A 19777-nucleotide genomic window follows, 5' to 3' on the forward strand; every position below is an offset into this window, starting at 1 on the left:
CGCCCCGAAACACGCAAGACGGCCGAAGGGGTGCGGCCGCACTCTGCAAACCTTGCATGGGACGACCGCGGCGATCACTACAGACGCTGCATCATCTGCTCTTGATAACCCCTGACCGTACGGTCGAGTTCTTCCGCCGCTACATCGTCCCCACGCTTGCGCGCGTCCTGGGCTCGATCCTGAATTTCACGGATTGCGCGGCGCAATTCATCATCGCTCATCGTGTGTTTCATGTCACAATTCTGCGCCTGCTCGCAGGGTTTAGCTAGCACAGATTGGAATCCGGCAAACCGTTCAAGGTTCAACTCGCAGGTGATCCGCGCGACACCGTAAACAGCGGCCCCGATTGCGGCCCTAATCCCTCAAACCTCGCTTGAACTGCAGTTTTTCAATCGAAATAGTCGCGGAAAACCAGGCTAACGCATAGCTAATATCGCCAAAACAGGTAAAAAGTTTGATATTGGGCACATTGGCCAAGTACTGGAAGGTTCGAATAGCGCAGTCGTAGCTGCGCATTTCCGCGCGGCGGAAACTCAATGTGCGCTGAGACATAGCTGAGCACTCATTGGCCGGACGAATCGAATCTCGGACACATTTGACAACTAGTCCACTAAACAGACTACGGTGAGCTACCGATCGGTTATCCGCGTGATACCGTAGGATTCACTGAACGGACAATTGCTAGCTAGAGAGGATTACGGGGCGGTTCACAATGGCTGACTTTGCAGAACGATTGAACAAACTGTTCGACAGTGTTCATCCTCCGGGGCGCAAACCCCACACCAATGCCGAGGTTGCGGCAGCGCTCATCGAAGACGGCCATCAGATCTCCAAGCCGTACATCTCGCAGCTCCGCTCGGGACAGCGCACCAACCCCTCCGACGAGACAGTCGCGGCATTCGCCCGGTTCTTCAAGGTGAAGCCCGACTACTTCTTCAACGACATCTACGCAGCCAAGATCGATCACGACCTGGAACTGCTCTCGCAGCTCCAAGGCTATGGTCTTCGCCGCCTCTCGAGCCGTGCATTCGACCTCTCGGAAGAATCGCAGAATCTACTCACCACGATGGCTGAAAAGCTCCGCGCGAGTGAAGGTTTGCCAGAGGTTCCGCCTGACGCGTCGCGCTGATGCGAGTGTGCTGAAGCTCTGCATTGACCTGAAGCACTGCATTGACCGGAAGTACTGAAATGACATGGAGTAGGTCGACTATGAACGTCGACCTACTTTTGTCGTTTCATCGAGTTCTTTCGCCAACAACAACACCCATCGGCGCGCCGACATCTTCTCCGGTGGCGCAATCCACCTGGTGTCCAACACATCCGAGGCCAAGGGATCAGCGATCCACCCAGCCAATATCCCCGCGTGTGCAGTGACGGCCCGCGGCGGTTCCTGTCCACCGACGTCGAACATCCCGGCGCCGGACTGGATGTACATCGCATCCATGATCTGAGCGATCATGTCAGATGCCCGCAGCACGGACGTACTCCCGGCACTGTCCGCGTCGACTACCTCGGGGAATCGCTTGACGAGAAGCGCGTGCATCCGCCGCAGACGGTACAGATCACGTCGCGCACGTACCCAGGTCTCGAGAAGCACCCAGGTGATGCCCAGCGCTATCAGAACACTCGACGCAGCGATGAACCACACTCCTGCGCCCGTCCAGATATCCGATTCGAGTGCGCCGGTGCCACCGATCGATTCGACCAGCATCACGACGACCACGACGAGCAGGATCGACGAACCGGTCACGATCAACGCGATTCCACGCCCCAATGGTGCCCACGCGACGTGCCGTAGCCCCGTCGAAATGACAAGGGACAGTGCAACGATGATAAAGATGAGCGCCGGCGCCGGGTAACCGAAGAGCACCGCGATCGCCACCAGCAACCCCACCGAGTACAGCACCGTGGCGAGACCGCGCATGGCTGGGCGCGACATCACCGGCCAAGCGGACACGGCGCCGACTGCGCTGGCCGCAGACAACGCGGTCCACAAGACGATGACGATCATCGCTGCGGCATGTTGCTCCGGCGCAATGCGATCGACGATGTCCCACACCGCCGGAACCATGACCGTCGAGGACAATGCGACCGAGAAGCCTGCGAAGACCATCGACATCCGCAGAGGCGTCGCGGTGCGCGCGACAACTCGACCCAATCTCGCACCGGCTGCAACCCAGACGAGAAGGGCCACAGCCCAAAAGATCATCCGATCGCCTCGTCGTACCGCAATACCGACAGCGGTGTTCCACGGCCACTCATCGTTCGCAGACGCATGATCAACATCGACGCGAACGTCTCGGCTTCCCACTCCGCGATGTCATCCATCGGCACGGGTTCATTGCGCCGCAGAGAACGTTGACTCAGCATGTACGCGATCAAATCGTCACTGACCTCGAGCGTTGCCTCGGCGATCTCGGCACCCTCGTGACGAAAAACTATGTGCCCCAACTCATGTGCCAGAGTCCGCTCGACATTGGGCAACCCGGGGGCCAAAACGATGACGTCGTGATCGTCGTAGGCCCGGCGCTGACCGCACACTCCGGTGGCGAGCGGGGTTTCCAGATCGATCTCGATCGGGCGACCACGCTCGCGGGCGACTGTCTGCACCACTGTCAGCAGTGACACAGCCTCCGACGACGCTGCTGCGTCACATACAGCATCCACCGCAGCCAGAACGCGGCGATGTGAACGTCTGTCCGGCACGACTCACGCACCTCCCTGTGATCCGGGTGCCAGGAATTCGGCACGCGCTGCAGCCAATCGCGCCTTCTGCAGCGAAGCTCCACGGAAAGTCATAGCTCCCGCACCGGCCGCTACAACTGCCATGCCGCCCACACCACCGGCGACGGCGGCAGCATTGAGAATCGGCGGAAGCCCTTGAGTGAACGCCGTCGGGAATGCCTGCGGGTTCTCACTCGGACTCGCGACGTTCGGAGCGTTCGACGGTACCTGGGGAGCTACGGGTGCCGGTGCGGCCAGAACCTCGGGCGCGGAAGGCGCTGCGACTGCGCCCGGTGCTGCGTTCGCCGGTCCACCGGCAGACGGTGCCGGCGCTCCGCCGCCGACCGACGGCCCTTGCGGGTCGGACGGCCCCGCCGGTGGAAGTGCTACCGCCGAAGACTCCTCGGAGCTCTCCTGCGACTCGGAAGGGGACTGCGTCTCAGAGGTCTTCGACTCGGAGGGCGCTTCGCTCGAAGGACTCTCGGTCGGCGAGGTTGCATTGGTCGCCGGTGACACACTGCTGCTCGGACGGTGCGACACCGAAGGGTTCGCCGAGGGCTCAGTGGTCGCCTCAGTCGTCGTCGTGGGCTCAGTCGTCGTGGGCTCAGTCGTCGTCGTGGTGGGCTCGGTCGTCGTCGGCTCAGTCGTCGTCGGCTCAGTCGTCGTCGTGGTGGGCACTACCGTCGTCCCGCAGTTGTGGTGGTGACAATGCCAGCCGTAGTTCCCGTTGTTGTTGCCGCCGTAATTGCCGTTGCCGCTGTTACCGCCACCGTTGTTGCCGTTGTTGCCGTTGTTGCCGTTGTTACCGCCACCGTTGTTGCCGTTGTTGCCGTTGTTGCCGTTGTTGCCGTGGCCGTAATTACCGTTTCCGTTGCCGTTGTTTCCATTGCCGTTGTTGCCACCGGGCTGGGCGGCGACGATGGCCGGGAAAACCGACACGGCAAGGACGCCGATACCCATCAGGCACATCACAGCAACAAGCATCATCGCTAGCCGTCGTGGCTGGCTCATCGACATTCCTCCCCGACACATACGTCCGACCTGCGGAAAACTGCGGCAGACTCACCGTGCCTATCGCACCGGACACACCCTCGTTACATTTCCGGCAAACATGTATCCGCCCAAGGATCATCCCTCACTTGGAAGCTCAACGGTCCGGATCAGCGGTCGCAATCGTATGAAACGGCGCACACTCGAGCTGAATCTTCACAATTCGGGCAGGCTCTGAAAATGCAGGAAAGGGTCGTTCAACTTTCGTTGAAAGACCCTTTTTGCTGGAACTTCTTGGTGGAGCTGAGGGGAATCGAACCCCTGACCTCTTCGATGCGAACGAAGCGCGCTACCAACTGCGCCACAGCCCCGTGCCACCGCCTGAGCGGTGCTCGGCAACTCTAACAGGAACGAATACTCCCGTTGGAATCACCCGACACGAACTTTCGGCCCGACAAGATCGGCCCAGAAGATCCTCGGTCGATCACTGTCCGGATGCGCGACGCATCTCGGTGTGCCTGACCTCTTCTTCGTAGTGATCCAAGTGATCGAACACCGGATCTTCGTCGTCGACCTCGAGGACAACCGCTCCTGGCCGGCGCAGTCGCGCGGGAATCAGGCGCAGCTCTTCGTCGGTGTGCGATTCGACTCCGAGTCGCGATCGGTTGAGGCGTTCGGTGCGACGGCGGCGAATCTCCTGCTCGATCCGAACCTGTCGACGCAAGTACGCCATGTACCCGCCGAGACCGCACACGGTCAGCGCAAACAACCACCACACCATCGGCGAGATGATCAATGCGAGAGCGCCCGAGAGAATCGCGACGAAGGCAAGCCCCAGCAATGTCCGCTGTCGGAAGGCGTACCGCGCCTCCCGGGCGATGGCATCCGCTTCGGGGTCGAACCCGCCTCGTCCGCGTCGTACGGGAACAAATTCTCCGACCGGTGCACGACCGCCGGCGTAGTCGTCTTCTGCGTGAGTGTCCATCTGGTCCTCCGCGTCGTAGCTGCTGCGCACTGGTTCTGGTTGCCAGTTCGGATCGCTTCGATGTCCTGCTGCCGGCCCGCGCTGAACAGGGTTGCTGTCGCCGCGGTGGAGTACTCGAGTCGCGAGCGCCGCGTCACTCGTCTGCCGGATCCTGGGGCGCTTGTTGACGAGCATCGGCACCAGGACGAACAGCCACACGGCCACCAGCCCGATCCACACGAATGAGCTAGGCATGCCGCGGCCTCCTCCCGATCACCTACCAGCACCTATGCCAGCCGTTGACGAGTCAAGGTTAACGGCCGACGCCCTCGCATCGTTGCCGACGCGCCGAACCCCACCATACTCATGTGTCACACGCGTACCGAACTGAACTTCCGGTTCAGTCCCAAAAGTCTCAAGTTCTAGTTGAATCAAAAATCACAATTTGCCGACCAAAAGTAGGACTACTCAGCGGTAACTGCCGTTTAGCTCGCGTTTCCCACGCTACTTGCGCCGTCTTCGTCACACCCACGAAGCGCGTCCGGACCGCACCAATCTGTCGACAACGGTGGTGGGTACTTCCTCGATGGTCATTCCGACCAGAAGATGGTCGCGCCATTGGCCGTCGACATCGAGATAGCGCTTGAGGAGACCTTCCTCCCGGAACCCCACATTGCGCAGGACTGCGCGACTCGACGCGTTCTCGGGGCGAACTGTTGCGTCGACTCGATGCAGACCGACCTTCGAGAACGCGTGATCGAGCGTGAGCGCAACGGCCGCTGTGGCAACGCCACCGCCGGTGACGTGCGAGGCGACCCAATAGCCCACCCAGGCGGACCGCAGAGCGCCGCGCACGACATTTCCGATGGTGACCTGCCCGCAGTACTTCCCATCCAGTTCGATGACCAACGGAAGGATCCTGCCCTTACGCGCTTCGGAGCGAAGATTTCCGCACAGAGACGGCCAGACGGTGATGTGATGACGCGCATCCCAGGGCGACTCTCCGGTGGGCTCCCACGGCTCGAGGTGCTCACGATCGCGAATGCGGAGTCGACTCCACACCGCAGCGTCACGAAGCTTGACGGGGCGGACGGTCACGACTCCAGCGGGCACTCGCAGCGGGCCGAGATCTTCCGGCCATCCTGGATGGACTGACATCACACCCCACTCGGGTCGGCGTTACCCACGTTGGGCGAGAAAAGCTACGTCGACTTCTTCACCGATGTGCACTTCGGTGACGTCTCGATCGACAAGAACCAAACAATTGGCTTCCGCCAAGGTCGCGAGGAGATGTGAGGACGCACCGGGCGCACCGCCGAGGGCCTGCACCAGGTACTCCCCCGTCGCTTCGTCACGCATCAGCTGACCGCGCAGGAAACCCTTGCGATCGGCGATCGACGTGATCGTTCCGACCGTGCGCGCCTTCACCACTCGCCGCATCGGTTGGCGGCGTCCCAGCGCGATTCTGATCAACGGTCGAACCATGACTTCGAATACCACCAGTGCACTGACCGGGTTGGACGGTAGGAGAAAGGTCGGAACCTCGTCTCTTCCCAGCTTGCCGAAGCCTTGCACTGATCCCGGATGCATGGCTACACGCTCGACTTCGAGTGTCCCCAGATCGGCAAGTGCCTCACGGACTTCGTCGGACGCTCCGCCGCCCACGGCACCGGCGATGACAACGATTTCGGAGCGAATCAGCTGACCCTCGACTACTTCGCGGAGACGGCGCGAGTCGTTGCCCGCGATTCCCACGCGGTTGACGTCGGCGCCGGCATCGCGAGCGGCGGCTGCGAGAGCATACGAATTCACGTCGTAGACCTGACCAGGCCCCGGCGTGCGATCCACGTCGACGAGTTCGCCACCGACGCTGATGACGGAAAGCCGGGGGCGCGGATGGACGAGCACTTTGTCGCGACCGACCGCGGCAAGCAAACCGACCTGTGCGGCTCCGATGATGGTGCCTGCCCGAACGGCCACGTCGCCCGGCTGGACGTCGTCGCCTGCACGACGAACGTAGTCACCCGAACGCACCGGCTCGAAGATCCGGACACGAGCGCGACCACCGTCGGTGTTCTCGAGCGGAAGAACTGCGTCGGCCAGCGTGGGCAACGGCGCGCCGGTGTCGACTCGGACGGCCTGACGCGGTTGCAACCGGATCGGTTGGCGTGAGCCCGCTGTCACCTCGCCGACCACCGGCAAGCTGAGGTCCGTAGGCTCGCCGTCCTCGCCTCGGAGGTCGGCTCCAGCGCCGGCGACATCGACACTGCGAACCGCGTAACCGTCGATGGCAGCTTGATCGAATCCCGGCAATGGGCGTTCGGTCACCACTTCCTCGGCACACAGCAGTCCCTGCGCTTCCGAGATGGCGACCCGAACCGGACGGGGTGCCACTGCAGCAGCGGTAACCCTGGTCTGCTGCTCCTCAACCGACCGCATCTGGTCCGCGTCCTCCTGTGTCTCGAAATTCGGTGATATCCGTCAGCTCATGATGCCTTGCCTTCGAAAAGGGACAAGCACATTGATACTGCGTTATCGGGCGATCAACCACCGTGGCGACACGCTCAGCGGTCGAGTCGATCCGCGAGCCACTTGCGCAAGGACGGGCCGTAGTCGTCACTGTCGAGTGCCAGGTCAACCGAAGCGCGGAGGTACCCACCAGGGTTGCCCAGGTCATGACGCGTTCCGCGGTGCACCACCACGTGAACGGGATGCCCCTCGGAAATCAGGAGAGCGATGGCGTCGGTGAGTTGCAACTCACCGCCGGCTCCCGGCTTGATGCGACGAAGTGCGTCGAAGATCGCACGATCGAGTAGATAGCGACCCGCAGCGGCAAAGGTCGACGGCGCGTCTTCCACAGCCGGCTTCTCGACCATGCCGACGACCTTGAGCACGTCGGGGTTGACCGCGTCGGGAACGATCTCGACGTCGAACACGCCGTAGGCGCTGACTGCGTCTTTGGGGACGTCGATTGCACAGAGAACGGACCCGCCGCGCTTGGCCCGAACTCGCGCCATGATCTCCAGGACACCACGCGGCAGTACGAGATCATCGGGTAGAAGGACGGCGATGGCATCTTCGTCGTCGTCGAGAACCGACTCGACGCAACCAACTGCATGCCCGAGCCCGAGGGGCTGTTCCTGAATGACGGAATCAACTTCGAGCAAACCCGGCGCTTTGCGCACCTTTGCCAGGGCAGCAAGTTTTCCGCTTGCTTCCAGCTTGCTTTCGAGCACGAGGTCCTCGACGAAGTGTGCAACCACCCCGTCTTTGCCGGGGGACGTCACGATGACGAGCCGCTCGGCTCCCGAGTCCGCGGCTTCACCTGCCACCAGTTCGATGCCCGGTGTGTCCACGACCGGCAGCAATTCTTTCGGAACCGTCTTGGTGGCAGGCAGGAAACGAGTACCAAGTCCGGCTGCGGGAACCACGGCCGTACGGAAGGCCCTCGTGCTGCTAGCGACAACGTCTGTCATGCCAACACCTTAGCCGCCGCTTGTTACCGCTCGGTCAGCACGACGAATATCGTTGTGGGGTGACACCGCGGACAAAAGCACAATGGCGACAAATCGCACTCGCAGCACGTGAAGCAGTCTCCGAGCACGCTCGAAAAGCGGAAACTGCGGCGTTGATCACGCACATACCTTCGGTGATAGTCGAAGGAACAACGGTGTGTGCGTACGTCCCCACTCGCACCGAACCAGGATCCACCGATTTGCTCGACGCCGTTGCCGAGGTCGCCGGGCGTGTACTACTTCCGATCACCGGGGAGCCCGGACCGTTGTCCTGGGTCGAGTACAGCGGCGCGGACGGTTTGCGACCGGCGAAGTACGGCATCCGGGAGCCTGTCGGACCTGTCCTACCACCGGAAAGCCTGTCCGACGTGGAATGCATGCTGATCCCTGCACTTGCAGTGGACGTGCGCGGAACACGCCTCGGCCGCGGCGCAGGCTTCTACGACCGCACACTGGGGTCGGTCGGTCCGCAGACTCGGCTTGTGGCAATTGTCAGAGACTCCGAACTCGTCGAGACCTTGCCGGCCGACGACCATGACGTACCCATGGGCTGGGCATTGACGCCGGGCGGCGGGCTGACGCAGCTGCAACGTGATTGATCTGCGGGAATAGATCCCTGATTAGCGCTGTTGGCACTGTCACTTGTAGAGTGCTAAAGGCTGCGGTGTAAATACGCAGCTGCTCGAACATCACAGTGCGGAGGAAGCCCGGTGCCCACCTACTCATACGCATGTACGGAATGTGACAACCGTTTCGACATCGTCCAGTCCTTCAGCGAAGATTCGCTGACGGTCTGCCCAGCTTGCTCAGGCAAGCTCCGCAAGCTGTTCAACTCTGTCGGCATCGTGTTCAAGGGCAGCGGCTTCTACCGCACCGACAGCCGCGGCGGCTCCGGAACTGCGAGCGAGCCGGCCAAGAGTGATTCGGCACCCGCTGCGAAGTCCGAGTCCAAGTCGGACTCCTCGTCGACCTCGAGTTCGTCGACCAGCACGCCGGCGCCCGCCAAGGCTGCCGCAAGCTGATTTCCACAACCTCCGGGTTGTCCACAGGTTCACATCGTTAGGGCCGGAAGCACCGCTTCCGGCCCTAACGTGCATGAATGCCGTCAGCACGTACTCGCTCGCCGAGGCGCTCCGATCCACTGCGCGCCCAGCTCGATCTCACCCCGAGCACCCTCGATCGCGTCGTCGAACTGACGCGCGGCACACGATTCCGCACGGCGACAGTCCGCAAGATCGCGGCCGTTGCCCTGGCCGCACTCGGCGTCGTCCTCTTCTTCCGAGGCGATCCTGCGACCGATACGGTCGCTGTAGTTGTCTCGAGTCGCGATCTCACTCCCGGACAGGTGATCGCGAATTCGGATGTCGAGATCCGCGAGATCGACTCGAAACAACTTCCCGAAGGAGTTGTCTCCGATACCGGCTTGGTGGTCGGAAGAACCGTTGCCGGCCCGATACGCACCGGCGAAACAGTCACCGACGTGCGCGTTCTCAGCCCACGGCTGGCCGGGTTGTCCGTAGGAACCGACGACGCCCGCATCGTGCCCGTGCGACTTGCCGATGCGGCCGTTGCAGACATGTTGCGCAGCGGGGATGTCGTCGACGTCCTGACCGTCGGCCCTGACACATCCCGCACTGACACATCCCACCCCGACACACCCAACGAATCAATTGCCGACAAGGCCCCCCAGATTCTTGCCGCGGGGGCGGTAGTCGCGTTGGTCACCAAGTCGGAAAGTACACGTAACCAGCAGGAACAGGTGATCCTGCTGGCTCTGCCGACACCGGCAGCCAACGTCGTTGCCGCGGCATCGCTGTCCAATGCGATCACCGTGACATTCCGCTGACCGCACAAAGCGGCCGAAGCTCCTCTAGGATTTTTCCAGTCGGTTCGGTATCAACGGACCATCTGGCACTTGCCATCGGAGACTCGAGGGGACACCGACATGCTCAAGGGATTCAAGGACTTCCTGCTTCGCGGAAACGTGCTCGACCTGGCCGTCGCGGTTGTCGTGGGCGCAGCCTTCACCGCCATCGTGACGGCCTTCACGTCGAACATCATCAACCCACTCATCGCTGCTATCGGCGGATCCGACGAATTGGGCTGGGGAAAGGAGATCATTGCGGGCAATGCCGAAACCTTCGTGAATATCGGCGCCGTGGTCACCGCGATCATCAACTTCATCATCATCGCAGCGGTCGTCTACTTCGTGCTGATCGTCCCCGCGAACGCGGCGAAGAAGAAGTTCGTCTCCGAGCCCGAGGACAAGGAAGCCAGCGAAACCGATCTGCTCATCCAGATCCGCGACATCCTCTCTGCCAATGCCGGTGGCGCCGACACGGGAGCGCACGCCAAGACACTTGAATAGTCAGTGCACGCAGAACAAATCAGGCCCTCGGACAGTGCGTCCGAGGGCCTGATTTTTCAGCTGAGGATCTTGTCAACCACCGTGGTGCGGGGGTCGCTGACTACGCAGCCAATCGTCGTCCGATGATCCCGGCGACCCTTCCGGTCCACGCTCGTCCGACGTCGTCTCGGGAAAGACGTCCCCGAAGATGCGTGCCAGGCGCTTCTTGTCGACTGGCGGCTTCTTCGGGGTATCTGGTTGCTCCGACAAGCTGTCTCAGCCCTCGAGGCTGGACAGCTCGGCGATGACGTGGCTCGCCAATGCCGTCAGGGTTGCCATGCCGTCGCGAATCGCCGGCCTGGTCGAGGCCAGGTTGGCCACCAACGTGCTGCCCGAAACTCCGACTAGGCCGCGGGACAAGCCTGCTTCGAGCGATCCGGCCGAAAGACCGGAGGCGCGAAGTGCTTCGGCAATTCCCGGGATCTCGCGATCGAGAACCTCTGCGGTCACATCGGGAGTGACGTCACGCGGAGACACCCCGGTACCGCCGACCGAGATGACGAGGTCGACGCCACCGATGACTGCGGTGTTGAGAGCGTTGCGGATCTCCACTTCGTCGGCTGCGACGGCAACCGTCGCATCGACGAGAAAACCCGCTTCGTTCAGCAGTTCCGTCACCAGTGGACCGATGGAGTCGGTGTTGTCGCCGTGGGCTGTGCGATCGTCGACGATGACGACCAGAGCGCGGCCGGCCGATGTGGCTTCGAGTTCCATGACTCCTACCGTAGTGTCCGATCCCGACGCCGTTGCGATCTGGCCGAAGATCGGCTCGATCGTCTGCTGATCACCGAACATCATCGGCCGCCCTGCGCCGCCGCGGTTCCCAACGTGACATCGACGGTCTTGGTCTGTCCACCGTCGGTGTAGGTGATCGAGACCTTGTCTCCAGGAGCATGCGAGCGAACCGCCGCGATCAGCGAATCACCATCTGCGACAACACGATCGTCGACCTTGGTGATGACTGCACCCTTTGGGATACCGGCCTTGGCGGCCGGCCCGTCGGCAGTGACATCCATGACGGTCGCGCCGTCGGCGTTGTCCTGCGACGGCACGGTCACGCCGATCATGGCTTGGGTCGCCTTGCCGGTCTTGATCAGTTCGTCGGCGACGCGGCGCGCCTGATCGATCGGGATGGCGAAACCGAGGCCGATGGAGCCGCCCTGGGTACCCGACGACGCTCCAAGTGAGGCGATCGCCGTGTTGATGCCGATCAGCTGGCCGTCCATGTTGACGAGGGCGCCACCGGAGTTGCCGGGGTTGATCGCCGCGTCGGTCTGCAGAGCGTCGATGACGGTGTTCTGGTTGCCCGACTCGCCGCTCGTGGACACCGGGCGATCGAGGGCGGAGATGATGCCCTCGGTGACCGTTCCGGCCAGGCCGAGCGGGGACCCGACGGCCACAACCTGCTGTCCGACCTGAACGTCGCCGGAGTTGCCGAGATCGATGGGAGTGAGGTCGTTGCGGCCGTCGACCTTGATGACGGCGATGTCGGAGACGGGATCGGCACCGACCAGGGTGGCCGAGGCCTTGGTTCCGTCGGAGAACGCGACCCGCAGTTGCGCTCCCTGGGCACCGGCAACGTGATTGTTGGTCAGGATCAGGCCGTCGGAGGACAGGATGACACCGGAACCCTCACCGCCCTGTCCCTGCGCGGTGGCCACCTCGATCTGCACGACGCTGGGCACCACCTTCGAGGCAACGGCCTGAACCGAACCGGCGGGAGCGTTGGACGTGTTGGTCGCGGTCGGCTTCGGGGCGTTCAGCGAGTTGGTGACCGTCGCGGTTCCACCGTTGCGGTCCGCGACGACGGCTCCGACCACGCCACCGACGCCGCCGCTGACCAGGACCAGAGCGAGAGCGCCGGCAACCAGGGCCATGCGTCCCGACTTCGGCTTGGTGGTGGTCGAACCGGAGTTCGGCCCCTGTAGCGGTGCGGGGATCTGGTTGTGGCCGCCGCCTGGACCGTTCGGGCCACCGGGGCCACCGGCATTGGGTGCGCCGTACGGGGCGCTCTGCTGATACGCCGCTTCATGGGCACCGTGCGGGTGGCCGAAAGCCTGAGTGGGCTGCTGCGGCGCCTGCCCGAAGGCCTCGGTGGGTCGAGCTTCGGTGGGTCGGGCTTCGGTGGGTCGGGCAAACGACTCGGTCGGCTGGTACGGCTGCTGAGGCGCCTGCCCCTGTGGCTGCTGGGGTTGCACAGGTGGCTGCGCCTGAGGTGCTGCCGGCTGCGCCTGGGTAGTGGGCTCGTTGTTGGGCTGCTCGGGCCGGGTCGGCCCGACGTTACGGTCCTCGGTCATCGGCTCGCCTTCGTCTACGGTGACCACCGGACGGGCAGTCACAACTGTTCTGCCGACAATGCTGCCTTGCGCTGCTGAGAAGGCGCTGAGACGTGCCTGTCACTTTACCCAGAGTTCGTCGTGAAAAACCGGTGCCGTCCGGCTCGGCCCGAAAGACTCTCGGGCCGAACACATTAACCCGTGACGTCAGTCACCGAAGCCCGGGACCAACGGGTCTGCAGAACACGCTACTCGGCACTCGGCCCGGGTTCGCCGGGAAGCACGATACGAACAAGTGCTCCCCCACGATCGGATTCGTCGATCGCGATGGTTCCGCCGTGCTTGACGACAACCTGACGCACAATCGCAAGTCCCAGACCCGATCCCGGCATCGAACGTGCCGCAGTCGACCGGTAGAAACGATCGAACACCAACTCCCGATCCTCCTCCGGAATGCCCGGTCCCGCATCACTTACGGTCAATTCCAACAATCCTTGGCCCACCGGACGCATTTCGACGCGTACCTGTTCGCCCTTCGGACTCCACTTCGCAGCGTTGTCGAGGACGTTCAGCACCGCACGCGACAGGCCTGCCTGGTCTCCGTAGACGTACCACGGGGTGGTGACCGCTTCGAACTCGATTTCGTTGCGCCTGCGCCGTGCTCGCTCGAGTGCACGTTCGACGACGTCGCTGACGTCGACGCGCTCGTACACGGTCTCGGGAGCGTCTTCGCGGGCCAGGTCGACGAGGTCGCCGACAAGGGTCGACAGTTCCTCGATCTGCGCGACGACATCGGCACGAAGTTCCGCCATGTCCTCGTCGGGAATCTGCGGCGCACCTGGGCGACTGGACGCGATCAGCAATTCCATGTTGGTACGCAACGACGTCAGCGGCGTTCGCAACTCGTGTCCGGCATCCGCAACGAGACGCGACTGACGCTCGCGGGACTCGGCGAGCGCCCGCAGCATCGTGTTGAAACTCTCTGTCAGGCGCGCCAATTCGTCGCTGCCGGTCACGGGGATCTGCGTCAGATCGTCGGTCCTGGCGACACGTTCGGTGGCAGCAGTCAGCCTGGCAATAGGCCGTAAACCGGTGCGGCCCACGGTGGTACCCGCCACCGCAGCCAGGATGACGCCACACCCGCCGACCACGAAGAGAACCCACGCCAGCCGGTCCAGGACCGCAACCGTGGGCGCGAGTCGCTGGCCGATCACCAAAGTGCTTCCGTCATGGGTTCGTTGGGCCAACACACGCTGGCCGTCGACCGTGCGCAGCGAGGAATCCGACTCGCCACGCGCTACGGCGTCTTCGGCTTCACCGATCGGCACGTCGGAACCGGGCGGCTGATACGTGCTCAGATCCGAGAAGATCAGCGCCACACTGATGTCGGTGGTGTAGAGCGTTGCACCGGAGATGTACCGAGGATCGAAGCGCACGACATTGCTGTCGATGAGCACCGCCGCTCTGGTACGCAACTGGTGATCCACGTCCGCGTAGAGCGCACGCGAAACCACCGCGTACGCCGCGATCGCCATGACGGCGACGGCGATGGCCACCACCGACGCAGCGAGGAGCGTCACACGCCAACGCAACGACACCGAGCGGGTGAGCGGCATCGGCGGGCGCATTTCGACGGATGCGTTGGTGCTGGTGGACTTCTTCGGTTCGGCACTCTTGCCGAACGGAGCGGTGATCACGGAGGCGTCTCCCGCAGGACGTAGCCGACTCCGCGGACGGTGTGGATCAACCTCGGCTCGCCGTCGGCTTCCGTCTTACGACGCAGGTAGCCGACGTACACCTCGAGCGCATTGCCGGACGTCGGGAAGTCGTATCCCCACACTTCTTCGAGAATGCGTCCACGGGTCAGCACGCGGCGCGGGTTGGCCATGAGCATTTCGAGAAGGGAGAACTCGGTGCGGGTCAGGCTGATCGATCGTTCACCGCGCTTGACCTCACGGGTGACCGGGTCGAGGGTGAGGTCCTCGAACGCCATCATTTCGGAATCGGCGTCCAGATCGGGTGCGGTGCGACGCAGTAGTGCACGCAACCTGGCAAGCAACTCTTCCAAAGCGAAGGGCTTGGGCAGGTAGTCGTCGGCACCGGCGTCGAGGCCTGCGACTCGCTCGCTGACCGAATCGCGGGCGGTGAGCACGAGGATGGGCAGGTCGTCGCCGGCACTTCGAAGACGACGGCACACTTCGAGTCCGTCGAGTCGCGGCATCATGACGTCGAGTACGACGGCGTCGGGCCGGTTGGCGAGGATCTTCTCGAGTGCGTCGAGCCCGTCGACCGCGAGCTCGACCGTGTAGCCGTTGAAGCTGAGCGACCGCCGAAGCGACTCGCGAACCGCCCGGTCGTCGTCGACCACCAAAATACGCATACCGACAGTTTGGACTGAAGTGCTGAGATGCGGCTGAGAGGGTCCGATTCCGGGCTCCGGCGTGTCGCGGTCAGTCCCGGGTTCGCCTCGGTCCGGGCAGGCTCCAATGACGCCACAACGCAAGCAGTCTGAACACCGCGGCGAACGCGGTGCCGCACACCAGCGCTGCGTTGGTGGACAGTCCGGCTTGCGAGACTGTGACCACCAACGCAGCGCCGAGCAGTGCGGGAACCGCGTACAGGTCCTTGTGCAGGAGCAGCGGCACCTCGTTGACGAGGACGTCGCGGATCACTCCGCCGCCGATCGCAGCGGTCGCACCGATCAACGTCGCCGCCAGCGAGCTGGCGTTGTTGTCCAGCGCGATGACGGCGCCGGTACTCGCGAACAGGCCCATTCCCAGTGCGTCGAGCGCCAGGATTTCACGGCGCAGGCGATTGAGCGGCTCGTGTAGGTAGAACACGGCGAGTGAGGTGGCGGCGGCCGTTCCGAAGTACGGCCAACTGCTCAGGGAGCTGGGCGGATGGACGCCGAGAAGGACGTCGCGGACGATACCGCCGCCGATGCCGGTGAACACACCCACCGAGCACACCCCGAAGATGTCGAGTCGCTTGGTGACGCCCACCAAGGCACCCGAGGCCGCGAACGCCACGATGCCCACCAGTTCGAGGATCCTCAGCAGCACCGGCCAAGGATCGCACGGTCAGAGGCGGCTCGGGTCGATCACCCCGAGTCGAACTGCTTTGACCAGTCGGCGCGGAACCCGGTGGGTCTGTCCGAAGGCCGTGACCTCGACCAGATCGGGCGCCGTCGCCTTCCACTGGGCACGGCGACTGCGGGTGTTGGAACGGGACATCTTCCGCTTGGGAACGGCCATCAGAGCGCCTTGCGCTTTCCGTAGCGACGCTCGAACTTCTCGACGCGTCCGGCGGTGTCCATCACGCGTTGCGCTCCGGTCCAGAACGGGTGCGAGTCGCTCGTGACATCGACGACCAGCAGCGGGTAGATGGAACCGTCTTCCCATTCGACGGTGCGGTCACTCGTCACGGTCGATCGGGTCAGGAAGCTCTTGCCGGTGCTGGCGTCCTGGAAGACCACCGGGTGGTAGTCGGGGTGCATCTGCTTCTTCATTCGTTTCCCTCTCGCGTTGATTCGGTTTCGGCATAAGGTGATTCGGATTCGTCGCACGGGTCTTCGTGGAACTCGCCGAACGGGTCTTCCCAGGTGACCCACGACGCTTCGTCCGCCAACTCGTCGTCGGTGACCAAGGCGTGCTGCAGTGTTCGGTCGATCTCGAGCGGATTCGCACCGCATGTCAGAACAACCATCGAGGTGTCGCGATCACCGAAACGCTCGTCCCATTTCAGGGCGGCGAGCGCACGGCGTTCGGCCGGCACGCGGTCTCGTTCCTGAGGCGTCATCGCGGCCAGCCAGGTGTCCGCGCTGGCAACTCGCAGGCCGCCGCCCGCCGATTCGAGCCAGAGCGCTTCGCCAGGTTGCGTCGCCACCCAGACTCGCCCGCGGGAGTACACGACGCCTTCGAGCAGGACGTCGATCGCCTCGTGCAGACGCCCGGGGTGGAACGGCCGGTTCGCGGTGAACTCGACGAGCATCACTCCGCCGTCGTCGTCGAGCGGCGGCTGACGACGCAGCAACGGCGAGTGTGCGTCGGCCAGCTCACCGCGTCGCGCGTCCGCAGGCACCTCGAGGAGCAGTGCCTCGATGTCGTCTCCCTCATCGAAGACGGGTACCCGCGGGGCGATGCGTGCGAGAACCGCGTTCAGGCGGGACCGCTGCCAGCCGTCGAGTCCATCGGACCCGCGTAGGACGAGCGCGTCGGCGAAGTCGACCTGCCCGACGACGACCTGCGCCAGGGTGCGGTCGTCGTCGAGAGCGTCGTCGCCGGTGGCGTCGGCCAGCCAGGTCTGCGCGTCGATACACGTCACGACGGCGTCGACACGGACGTCACGCTGTGCCGGTCCGTCCAGTTGGCCGACGACGCCGGTCACGACGACGTGCTCGATCGCCCAACACAGCGCTTCGGGTTCGAGTTGGCGGTCCAGCAACAGGACGATGCGCTGCACCGAACTGTGCGAGTGAAGTCGACGCAGAAGCGGCAGCAGGTCTTCGCGCAGGGTGCAGGAGACGCAGCCGTGCGCGAGCTCGAGGATCGTCTCGCGCTCGGACACTGTGCCGGCAGACCCGGTACCCCCGGTCATCGAGGTGACCGTCCGCCTGACCACCCCTTCACGGACGTGGCTCAGGTCGTGGTGAACCAGAACAGTTCCGGTTCGCAGCAACGCTCGTGCGGTGTGTGGGGTGGATTCGCTCATACCGGCGACCAGGACCAGCGGAGTCCTGCCGTCCAAGATCGTGTTCACAGCGGGCCTTTCTGGGAATGATTGTCATTACCGAGGTTGAACGCTACATTGATCTCACCGCATTGTCGAAAATGATTGTCATCTGCAAGTTGAAAGGAATACCCATGTCGGCTCACTGCCAAGTGACCGGACGTGTGCCGGGGTTCGGAAAATCCGTCTCGCACTCCCACAAGCGTTCGAACCGTCGCTGGAACCCGAACATCCAGCGCAAGACCTACCTGCTGCCCAGCGAGGGTCGTCGCATCACACTCACGCTCTCGACCAAGGGCATCAAGACGATCGACCGCGACGGCATCGAATCCGTCGTCGCCCGGATCCGCGCGCGCGGCGAGAAGGTCTGAGCAGATGGCACGCAACGAGATCCGCCCGATCGTGAAACTCAAGTCCACCGCGGGCACCGGGTACACGTACGTGACCCGCAAGAACCGTCGCAACGACCCCGATCGACTCGTACTGAAGAAGTACGACCCGGTGCTGCGCAAGCACGTCGATTTCCGAGAAGAGAAGTAGGCATGGCCAAGAAGTCGAAGATCGCGAAGAACAACCAGCGACGGGTCGTCGTCGAGCGATACGCGGAGCAGAGGTCGGCACTCAAGGAGACGATCCGCTCCCCGAAAAGCTCACCCGAGGAGCGCGCAAAGGCCCAAGCGACCCTGCAACGTCTACCACGCGACGCCAGTCCGGTACGATTGCGCAATCGAGACGCTGCGGATGGACGTCCGCGCGGCCACCTGCGGAAGTTCGGGCTCTCCCGGATTCGCGTGCGAGAAATGGCGCACCGTGGGGAACTGCCTGGCGTACACAAGTCGAGCTGGTAAGGAAGTCGGATGGCAGTCAAGCGTTCACCGTCGAAGAAGCCACGCCCCGTAGAGGGTCGTAAGCCCAAGAAGAACCCGTTGTTCGCAGCGAAGATCACGCATGTCGATTACAAGGACATCAACTTGCTTCGCACGTTCATCTCGGACCGCGGCAAGATCCGCAGCCGTCGCGTCACGGGCCTGACCCCGCAGCAGCAGCGTCAGGTCGCCGTTGCAGTGAAGAACGCCCGCGAAATGGCGTTGCTCCCCTTCACCGCCGCACGGTAGTCATACGTAGAAGTACCGAAGAGGCCGCGCAGTCACTCGACTGCGCGGCCTTTTCGTTGCCCGGACTAAGATTTCCCGGAGTCGTTCATTCCAGTCGAGAGGTGCCCGCAGCGTGTCGGGAGTTGTTGCGGGTTTCACCGTCATTTTTGTGGTCATCGCGGTCGGGTATCTCCTCGGTCGCCTCGGCACCCTCGGTAGCCAAGGACAGTTCGTTCTCGGTCGGCTCGTCTTCTTCGTCGCGACGCCTGCCCTGCTGTTCACCACGCTCGCGTCGTCCGATCTGTCGGTGATCTTCTCGCCGACGCTCGCGGTCGCGTCGGCCACCGCCTTTGCCGTCGGCGCCTTGTACGTCGTCGTCGCAAAGATCTGGCTCGACCGGCCGCTGCCCGAGCTGACCATCGGCGCACTGTCGGCGTCGTACGTGAATTCGGCCAACCTCGGTATCCCGATCGCGGTGTTCGTGCTCGGCGATGCCACGTTCGTCGCGCCACTCCTGCTCTTCCAGATCGTCGTCTACTCCCCCATCGCCTTGACGATCCTCGATCTGACGGCCCTTCGCGGCGCTGACGCCGAGAAACTCTCGCTGATCGACACCGTCACTGCCCCGTTCAAGAATCCGATCGTGCTCGCGGGCGCTGCGGGGTTGATCGTCGCGTTGATCGGTTGGGTACCGCCCCGGCCGCTGATGCAGCCTTTCGAATTGATCGGCGCGACGTCCGTACCCGGTGCACTGTTGGCATTCGGGCTCTCGTTGTACGGCGTACGGGTACTCGAGAAGGGCTCGAGTCCTCGACGCGACGTCGCGCTGGCGTCGACGCTCAAGATCGTCGTCCAACCTGTGCTGGCCTATCTGATGGCGCATTTCCTCCTCGGCATCGACGGCCATCAGCTGTTCGCCATCGTGGTCGTCTCGACGTTGCCGACGGCTCAGAACGTTTTCATCTATGCAAGCCGCTATCGGCGCGGAATGGTCCTCGCCCGAGACAGTGCCTTTGTCACTACTTTGGCGTCTATTCCGGCAATTGCGCTGGTCACAGCACTACTCGCTTGAGCAGGGT

General features: G+C 63.2%; 27 protein-coding genes and 1 tRNA gene. 10 read left to right on the forward strand and 18 right to left on the reverse strand.

The window, feature by feature from the left end; genetic code table 11:
* Positions 1-77: 77 nt before the first annotated feature.
* Positions 78-233 carry a hypothetical protein gene (locus I7X09_RS07470; protein ID WP_200316255.1) on the reverse strand — a complete coding sequence of 52 codons (156 nt, stop codon included), beginning with the start codon at positions 231-233 and terminating at the stop codon, positions 78-80.
* Positions 234-712: 479 nt separating this feature from the next.
* On the opposite strand from I7X09_RS07470, the gene I7X09_RS07475 reads away from it, so the two are divergent.
* Positions 713-1129, forward strand: a complete 417-nt coding sequence (locus I7X09_RS07475; RefSeq protein WP_003946231.1) for a helix-turn-helix domain-containing protein — start codon at positions 713-715, stop codon at positions 1127-1129.
* Between the two features lie 78 nt (positions 1130-1207).
* On the opposite strand, the gene I7X09_RS07480 is transcribed toward I7X09_RS07475, so the two are convergent.
* The 8 genes from I7X09_RS07480 to I7X09_RS07515 form a co-directional block, all read right to left on the reverse strand.
* Complete coding sequence (locus I7X09_RS07480) at positions 1208-2209, reverse strand: hypothetical protein (RefSeq protein ID WP_166813905.1); 1002 nt, start codon at positions 2207-2209, stop codon at positions 1208-1210.
* Positions 2206-2706 carry an ImmA/IrrE family metallo-endopeptidase gene (locus I7X09_RS07485; RefSeq protein ID WP_003946241.1) on the reverse strand — a complete coding sequence of 167 codons (501 nt, stop codon included), beginning with the start codon at positions 2704-2706 and terminating at the stop codon, positions 2206-2208. Before I7X09_RS07485 ends, I7X09_RS07480 begins: the two co-directional genes overlap by 4 nt.
* Before the next feature lie 3 nt (positions 2707-2709).
* Complete coding sequence (locus I7X09_RS07490; protein WP_200316256.1) at positions 2710-3735, reverse strand: hypothetical protein; 1026 nt, start codon at positions 3733-3735, stop codon at positions 2710-2712.
* 274 nt (positions 3736-4009) lie between these two features.
* Positions 4010-4085: transfer RNA gene (locus I7X09_RS07495), tRNA-Ala, on the reverse strand.
* A gap of 113 nt (positions 4086-4198) precedes the next feature.
* Positions 4199-4933 carry a divisome protein SepX/GlpR gene (gene sepX / locus I7X09_RS07500; RefSeq protein WP_095971057.1) on the reverse strand — a complete coding sequence of 245 codons (735 nt, stop codon included), beginning with the start codon at positions 4931-4933 and terminating at the stop codon, positions 4199-4201.
* A 267-nt stretch (positions 4934-5200) separates the two neighbouring features.
* The gene (locus I7X09_RS07505) at positions 5201-5836 is read right to left on the reverse strand and encodes a GNAT family N-acetyltransferase (RefSeq protein WP_200316257.1); all 636 of its coding nucleotides are present in this window, start codon (positions 5834-5836) and stop codon (positions 5201-5203) included.
* 21 nt (positions 5837-5857) lie between these two features.
* Positions 5858-7117 carry a molybdotransferase-like divisome protein Glp gene (gene glp / locus I7X09_RS07510; RefSeq protein WP_003946353.1) on the reverse strand — a complete coding sequence of 420 codons (1260 nt, stop codon included), beginning with the start codon at positions 7115-7117 and terminating at the stop codon, positions 5858-5860.
* 125 nt (positions 7118-7242) lie between these two features.
* Positions 7243-8154: a UTP--glucose-1-phosphate uridylyltransferase gene (locus I7X09_RS07515; protein ID WP_019744725.1), complete on the reverse strand. Its 912-nt coding sequence runs from the start codon at positions 8152-8154 to the stop codon at positions 7243-7245.
* Positions 8155-8213: 59 nt separating this feature from the next.
* On the opposite strand from I7X09_RS07515, the gene I7X09_RS07520 reads away from it, so the two are divergent.
* From I7X09_RS07520 to mscL, 4 genes are all read left to right on the forward strand, one after another.
* Positions 8214-8792 (forward strand): 5-formyltetrahydrofolate cyclo-ligase, encoded by a 579-nt coding sequence (locus I7X09_RS07520; RefSeq protein WP_095971058.1) that lies wholly within the window; start codon positions 8214-8216, stop codon positions 8790-8792.
* 111 nt (positions 8793-8903) lie between these two features.
* Positions 8904-9215 carry an FmdB family zinc ribbon protein gene (locus I7X09_RS07525; RefSeq protein ID WP_003946378.1) on the forward strand — a complete coding sequence of 104 codons (312 nt, stop codon included), beginning with the start codon at positions 8904-8906 and terminating at the stop codon, positions 9213-9215.
* A gap of 77 nt (positions 9216-9292) precedes the next feature.
* Positions 9293-10039, forward strand: coding sequence for an SAF domain-containing protein (locus I7X09_RS07530; protein WP_234036835.1), 747 nt, complete (start codon positions 9293-9295; stop codon positions 10037-10039).
* 99 nt (positions 10040-10138) lie between these two features.
* Positions 10139-10561 (forward strand): large conductance mechanosensitive channel protein MscL, encoded by a 423-nt coding sequence (gene mscL, locus I7X09_RS07535; RefSeq protein WP_166809458.1) that lies wholly within the window; start codon positions 10139-10141, stop codon positions 10559-10561.
* A 72-nt stretch (positions 10562-10633) separates the two neighbouring features.
* Here the strand turns inward: mscL and I7X09_RS07540 are convergent, their stop codons facing one another.
* From I7X09_RS07540 to mrf, 9 genes are all read right to left on the reverse strand, one after another.
* Positions 10634-10810, reverse strand: a complete 177-nt coding sequence (locus I7X09_RS07540) for a hypothetical protein (RefSeq protein WP_185564585.1) — start codon at positions 10808-10810, stop codon at positions 10634-10636.
* A gap of 6 nt (positions 10811-10816) precedes the next feature.
* Positions 10817-11314 carry a MogA/MoaB family molybdenum cofactor biosynthesis protein gene (locus I7X09_RS07545; protein WP_185564609.1) on the reverse strand — a complete coding sequence of 166 codons (498 nt, stop codon included), beginning with the start codon at positions 11312-11314 and terminating at the stop codon, positions 10817-10819.
* A gap of 80 nt (positions 11315-11394) precedes the next feature.
* Positions 11395-12897: a S1C family serine protease gene (locus I7X09_RS07550; RefSeq protein WP_234036836.1), complete on the reverse strand. Its 1503-nt coding sequence runs from the start codon at positions 12895-12897 to the stop codon at positions 11395-11397.
* 227 nt (positions 12898-13124) lie between these two features.
* Positions 13125-14504, reverse strand: a complete 1380-nt coding sequence (locus I7X09_RS07555) for a HAMP domain-containing sensor histidine kinase (protein ID WP_020908630.1) — start codon at positions 14502-14504, stop codon at positions 13125-13127.
* A gap of 65 nt (positions 14505-14569) precedes the next feature.
* Complete coding sequence (locus I7X09_RS07560; RefSeq protein WP_003946387.1) at positions 14570-15256, reverse strand: response regulator transcription factor; 687 nt, start codon at positions 15254-15256, stop codon at positions 14570-14572.
* Positions 15257-15326: 70 nt separating this feature from the next.
* Positions 15327-15938: a trimeric intracellular cation channel family protein gene (locus I7X09_RS07565; protein WP_003946409.1), complete on the reverse strand. Its 612-nt coding sequence runs from the start codon at positions 15936-15938 to the stop codon at positions 15327-15329.
* Between the two features lie 18 nt (positions 15939-15956).
* Positions 15957-16130 (reverse strand): 50S ribosomal protein L32, encoded by a 174-nt coding sequence (gene rpmF, locus I7X09_RS07570; protein ID WP_200316259.1) that lies wholly within the window; start codon positions 16128-16130, stop codon positions 15957-15959.
* Complete coding sequence (locus I7X09_RS07575) at positions 16130-16384, reverse strand: type B 50S ribosomal protein L31 (protein WP_124567445.1); 255 nt, start codon at positions 16382-16384, stop codon at positions 16130-16132. Before I7X09_RS07575 ends, rpmF begins: the two co-directional genes overlap by 1 nt.
* On the reverse strand, positions 16381-17634 hold the full coding sequence (gene mrf / locus I7X09_RS07580) for a ribosome hibernation factor-recruiting GTPase MRF (protein WP_200316260.1): 1254 nt from the start codon (positions 17632-17634) through the stop codon (positions 16381-16383). The genes I7X09_RS07575 and mrf overlap by 4 nt, the downstream gene beginning before the upstream one ends.
* 104 nt (positions 17635-17738) lie before the next feature.
* Between mrf and rpmB the strand changes: the two genes are divergently transcribed.
* The 5 genes from rpmB (at position 17739) to I7X09_RS07605 (ending at position 19770) form a co-directional block, all read left to right on the forward strand.
* Complete coding sequence (gene rpmB, locus I7X09_RS07585) at positions 17739-17975, forward strand: 50S ribosomal protein L28 (RefSeq protein WP_003946346.1); 237 nt, start codon at positions 17739-17741, stop codon at positions 17973-17975.
* Between the two features lie 4 nt (positions 17976-17979).
* Positions 17980-18144 carry a 50S ribosomal protein L33 gene (rpmG, locus tag I7X09_RS07590; RefSeq protein WP_003946358.1) on the forward strand — a complete coding sequence of 55 codons (165 nt, stop codon included), beginning with the start codon at positions 17980-17982 and terminating at the stop codon, positions 18142-18144.
* A 2-nt stretch (positions 18145-18146) separates the two neighbouring features.
* On the forward strand, positions 18147-18452 hold the full coding sequence (gene rpsN, locus I7X09_RS07595) for a 30S ribosomal protein S14 (protein ID WP_095971064.1): 306 nt from the start codon (positions 18147-18149) through the stop codon (positions 18450-18452).
* A gap of 9 nt (positions 18453-18461) precedes the next feature.
* Positions 18462-18719 carry a 30S ribosomal protein S18 gene (rpsR, locus tag I7X09_RS07600; RefSeq protein ID WP_003946414.1) on the forward strand — a complete coding sequence of 86 codons (258 nt, stop codon included), beginning with the start codon at positions 18462-18464 and terminating at the stop codon, positions 18717-18719.
* A 112-nt stretch (positions 18720-18831) separates the two neighbouring features.
* A complete protein-coding gene (locus I7X09_RS07605) occupies positions 18832-19770 on the forward strand; it encodes an AEC family transporter (RefSeq protein ID WP_058037885.1) in 939 nt (312 codons plus the stop codon).
* The last annotated feature ends 7 nt before the right edge of the window (positions 19771-19777 follow it).

Origin of the sequence: Rhodococcus sp. P-2, assembly GCF_016598535.1 — a bacterium.
In the GTDB taxonomy this organism is placed as follows: Bacteria; Actinomycetota; Actinomycetes; order Mycobacteriales; family Mycobacteriaceae; genus Rhodococcus_F; species Rhodococcus_F baikonurensis.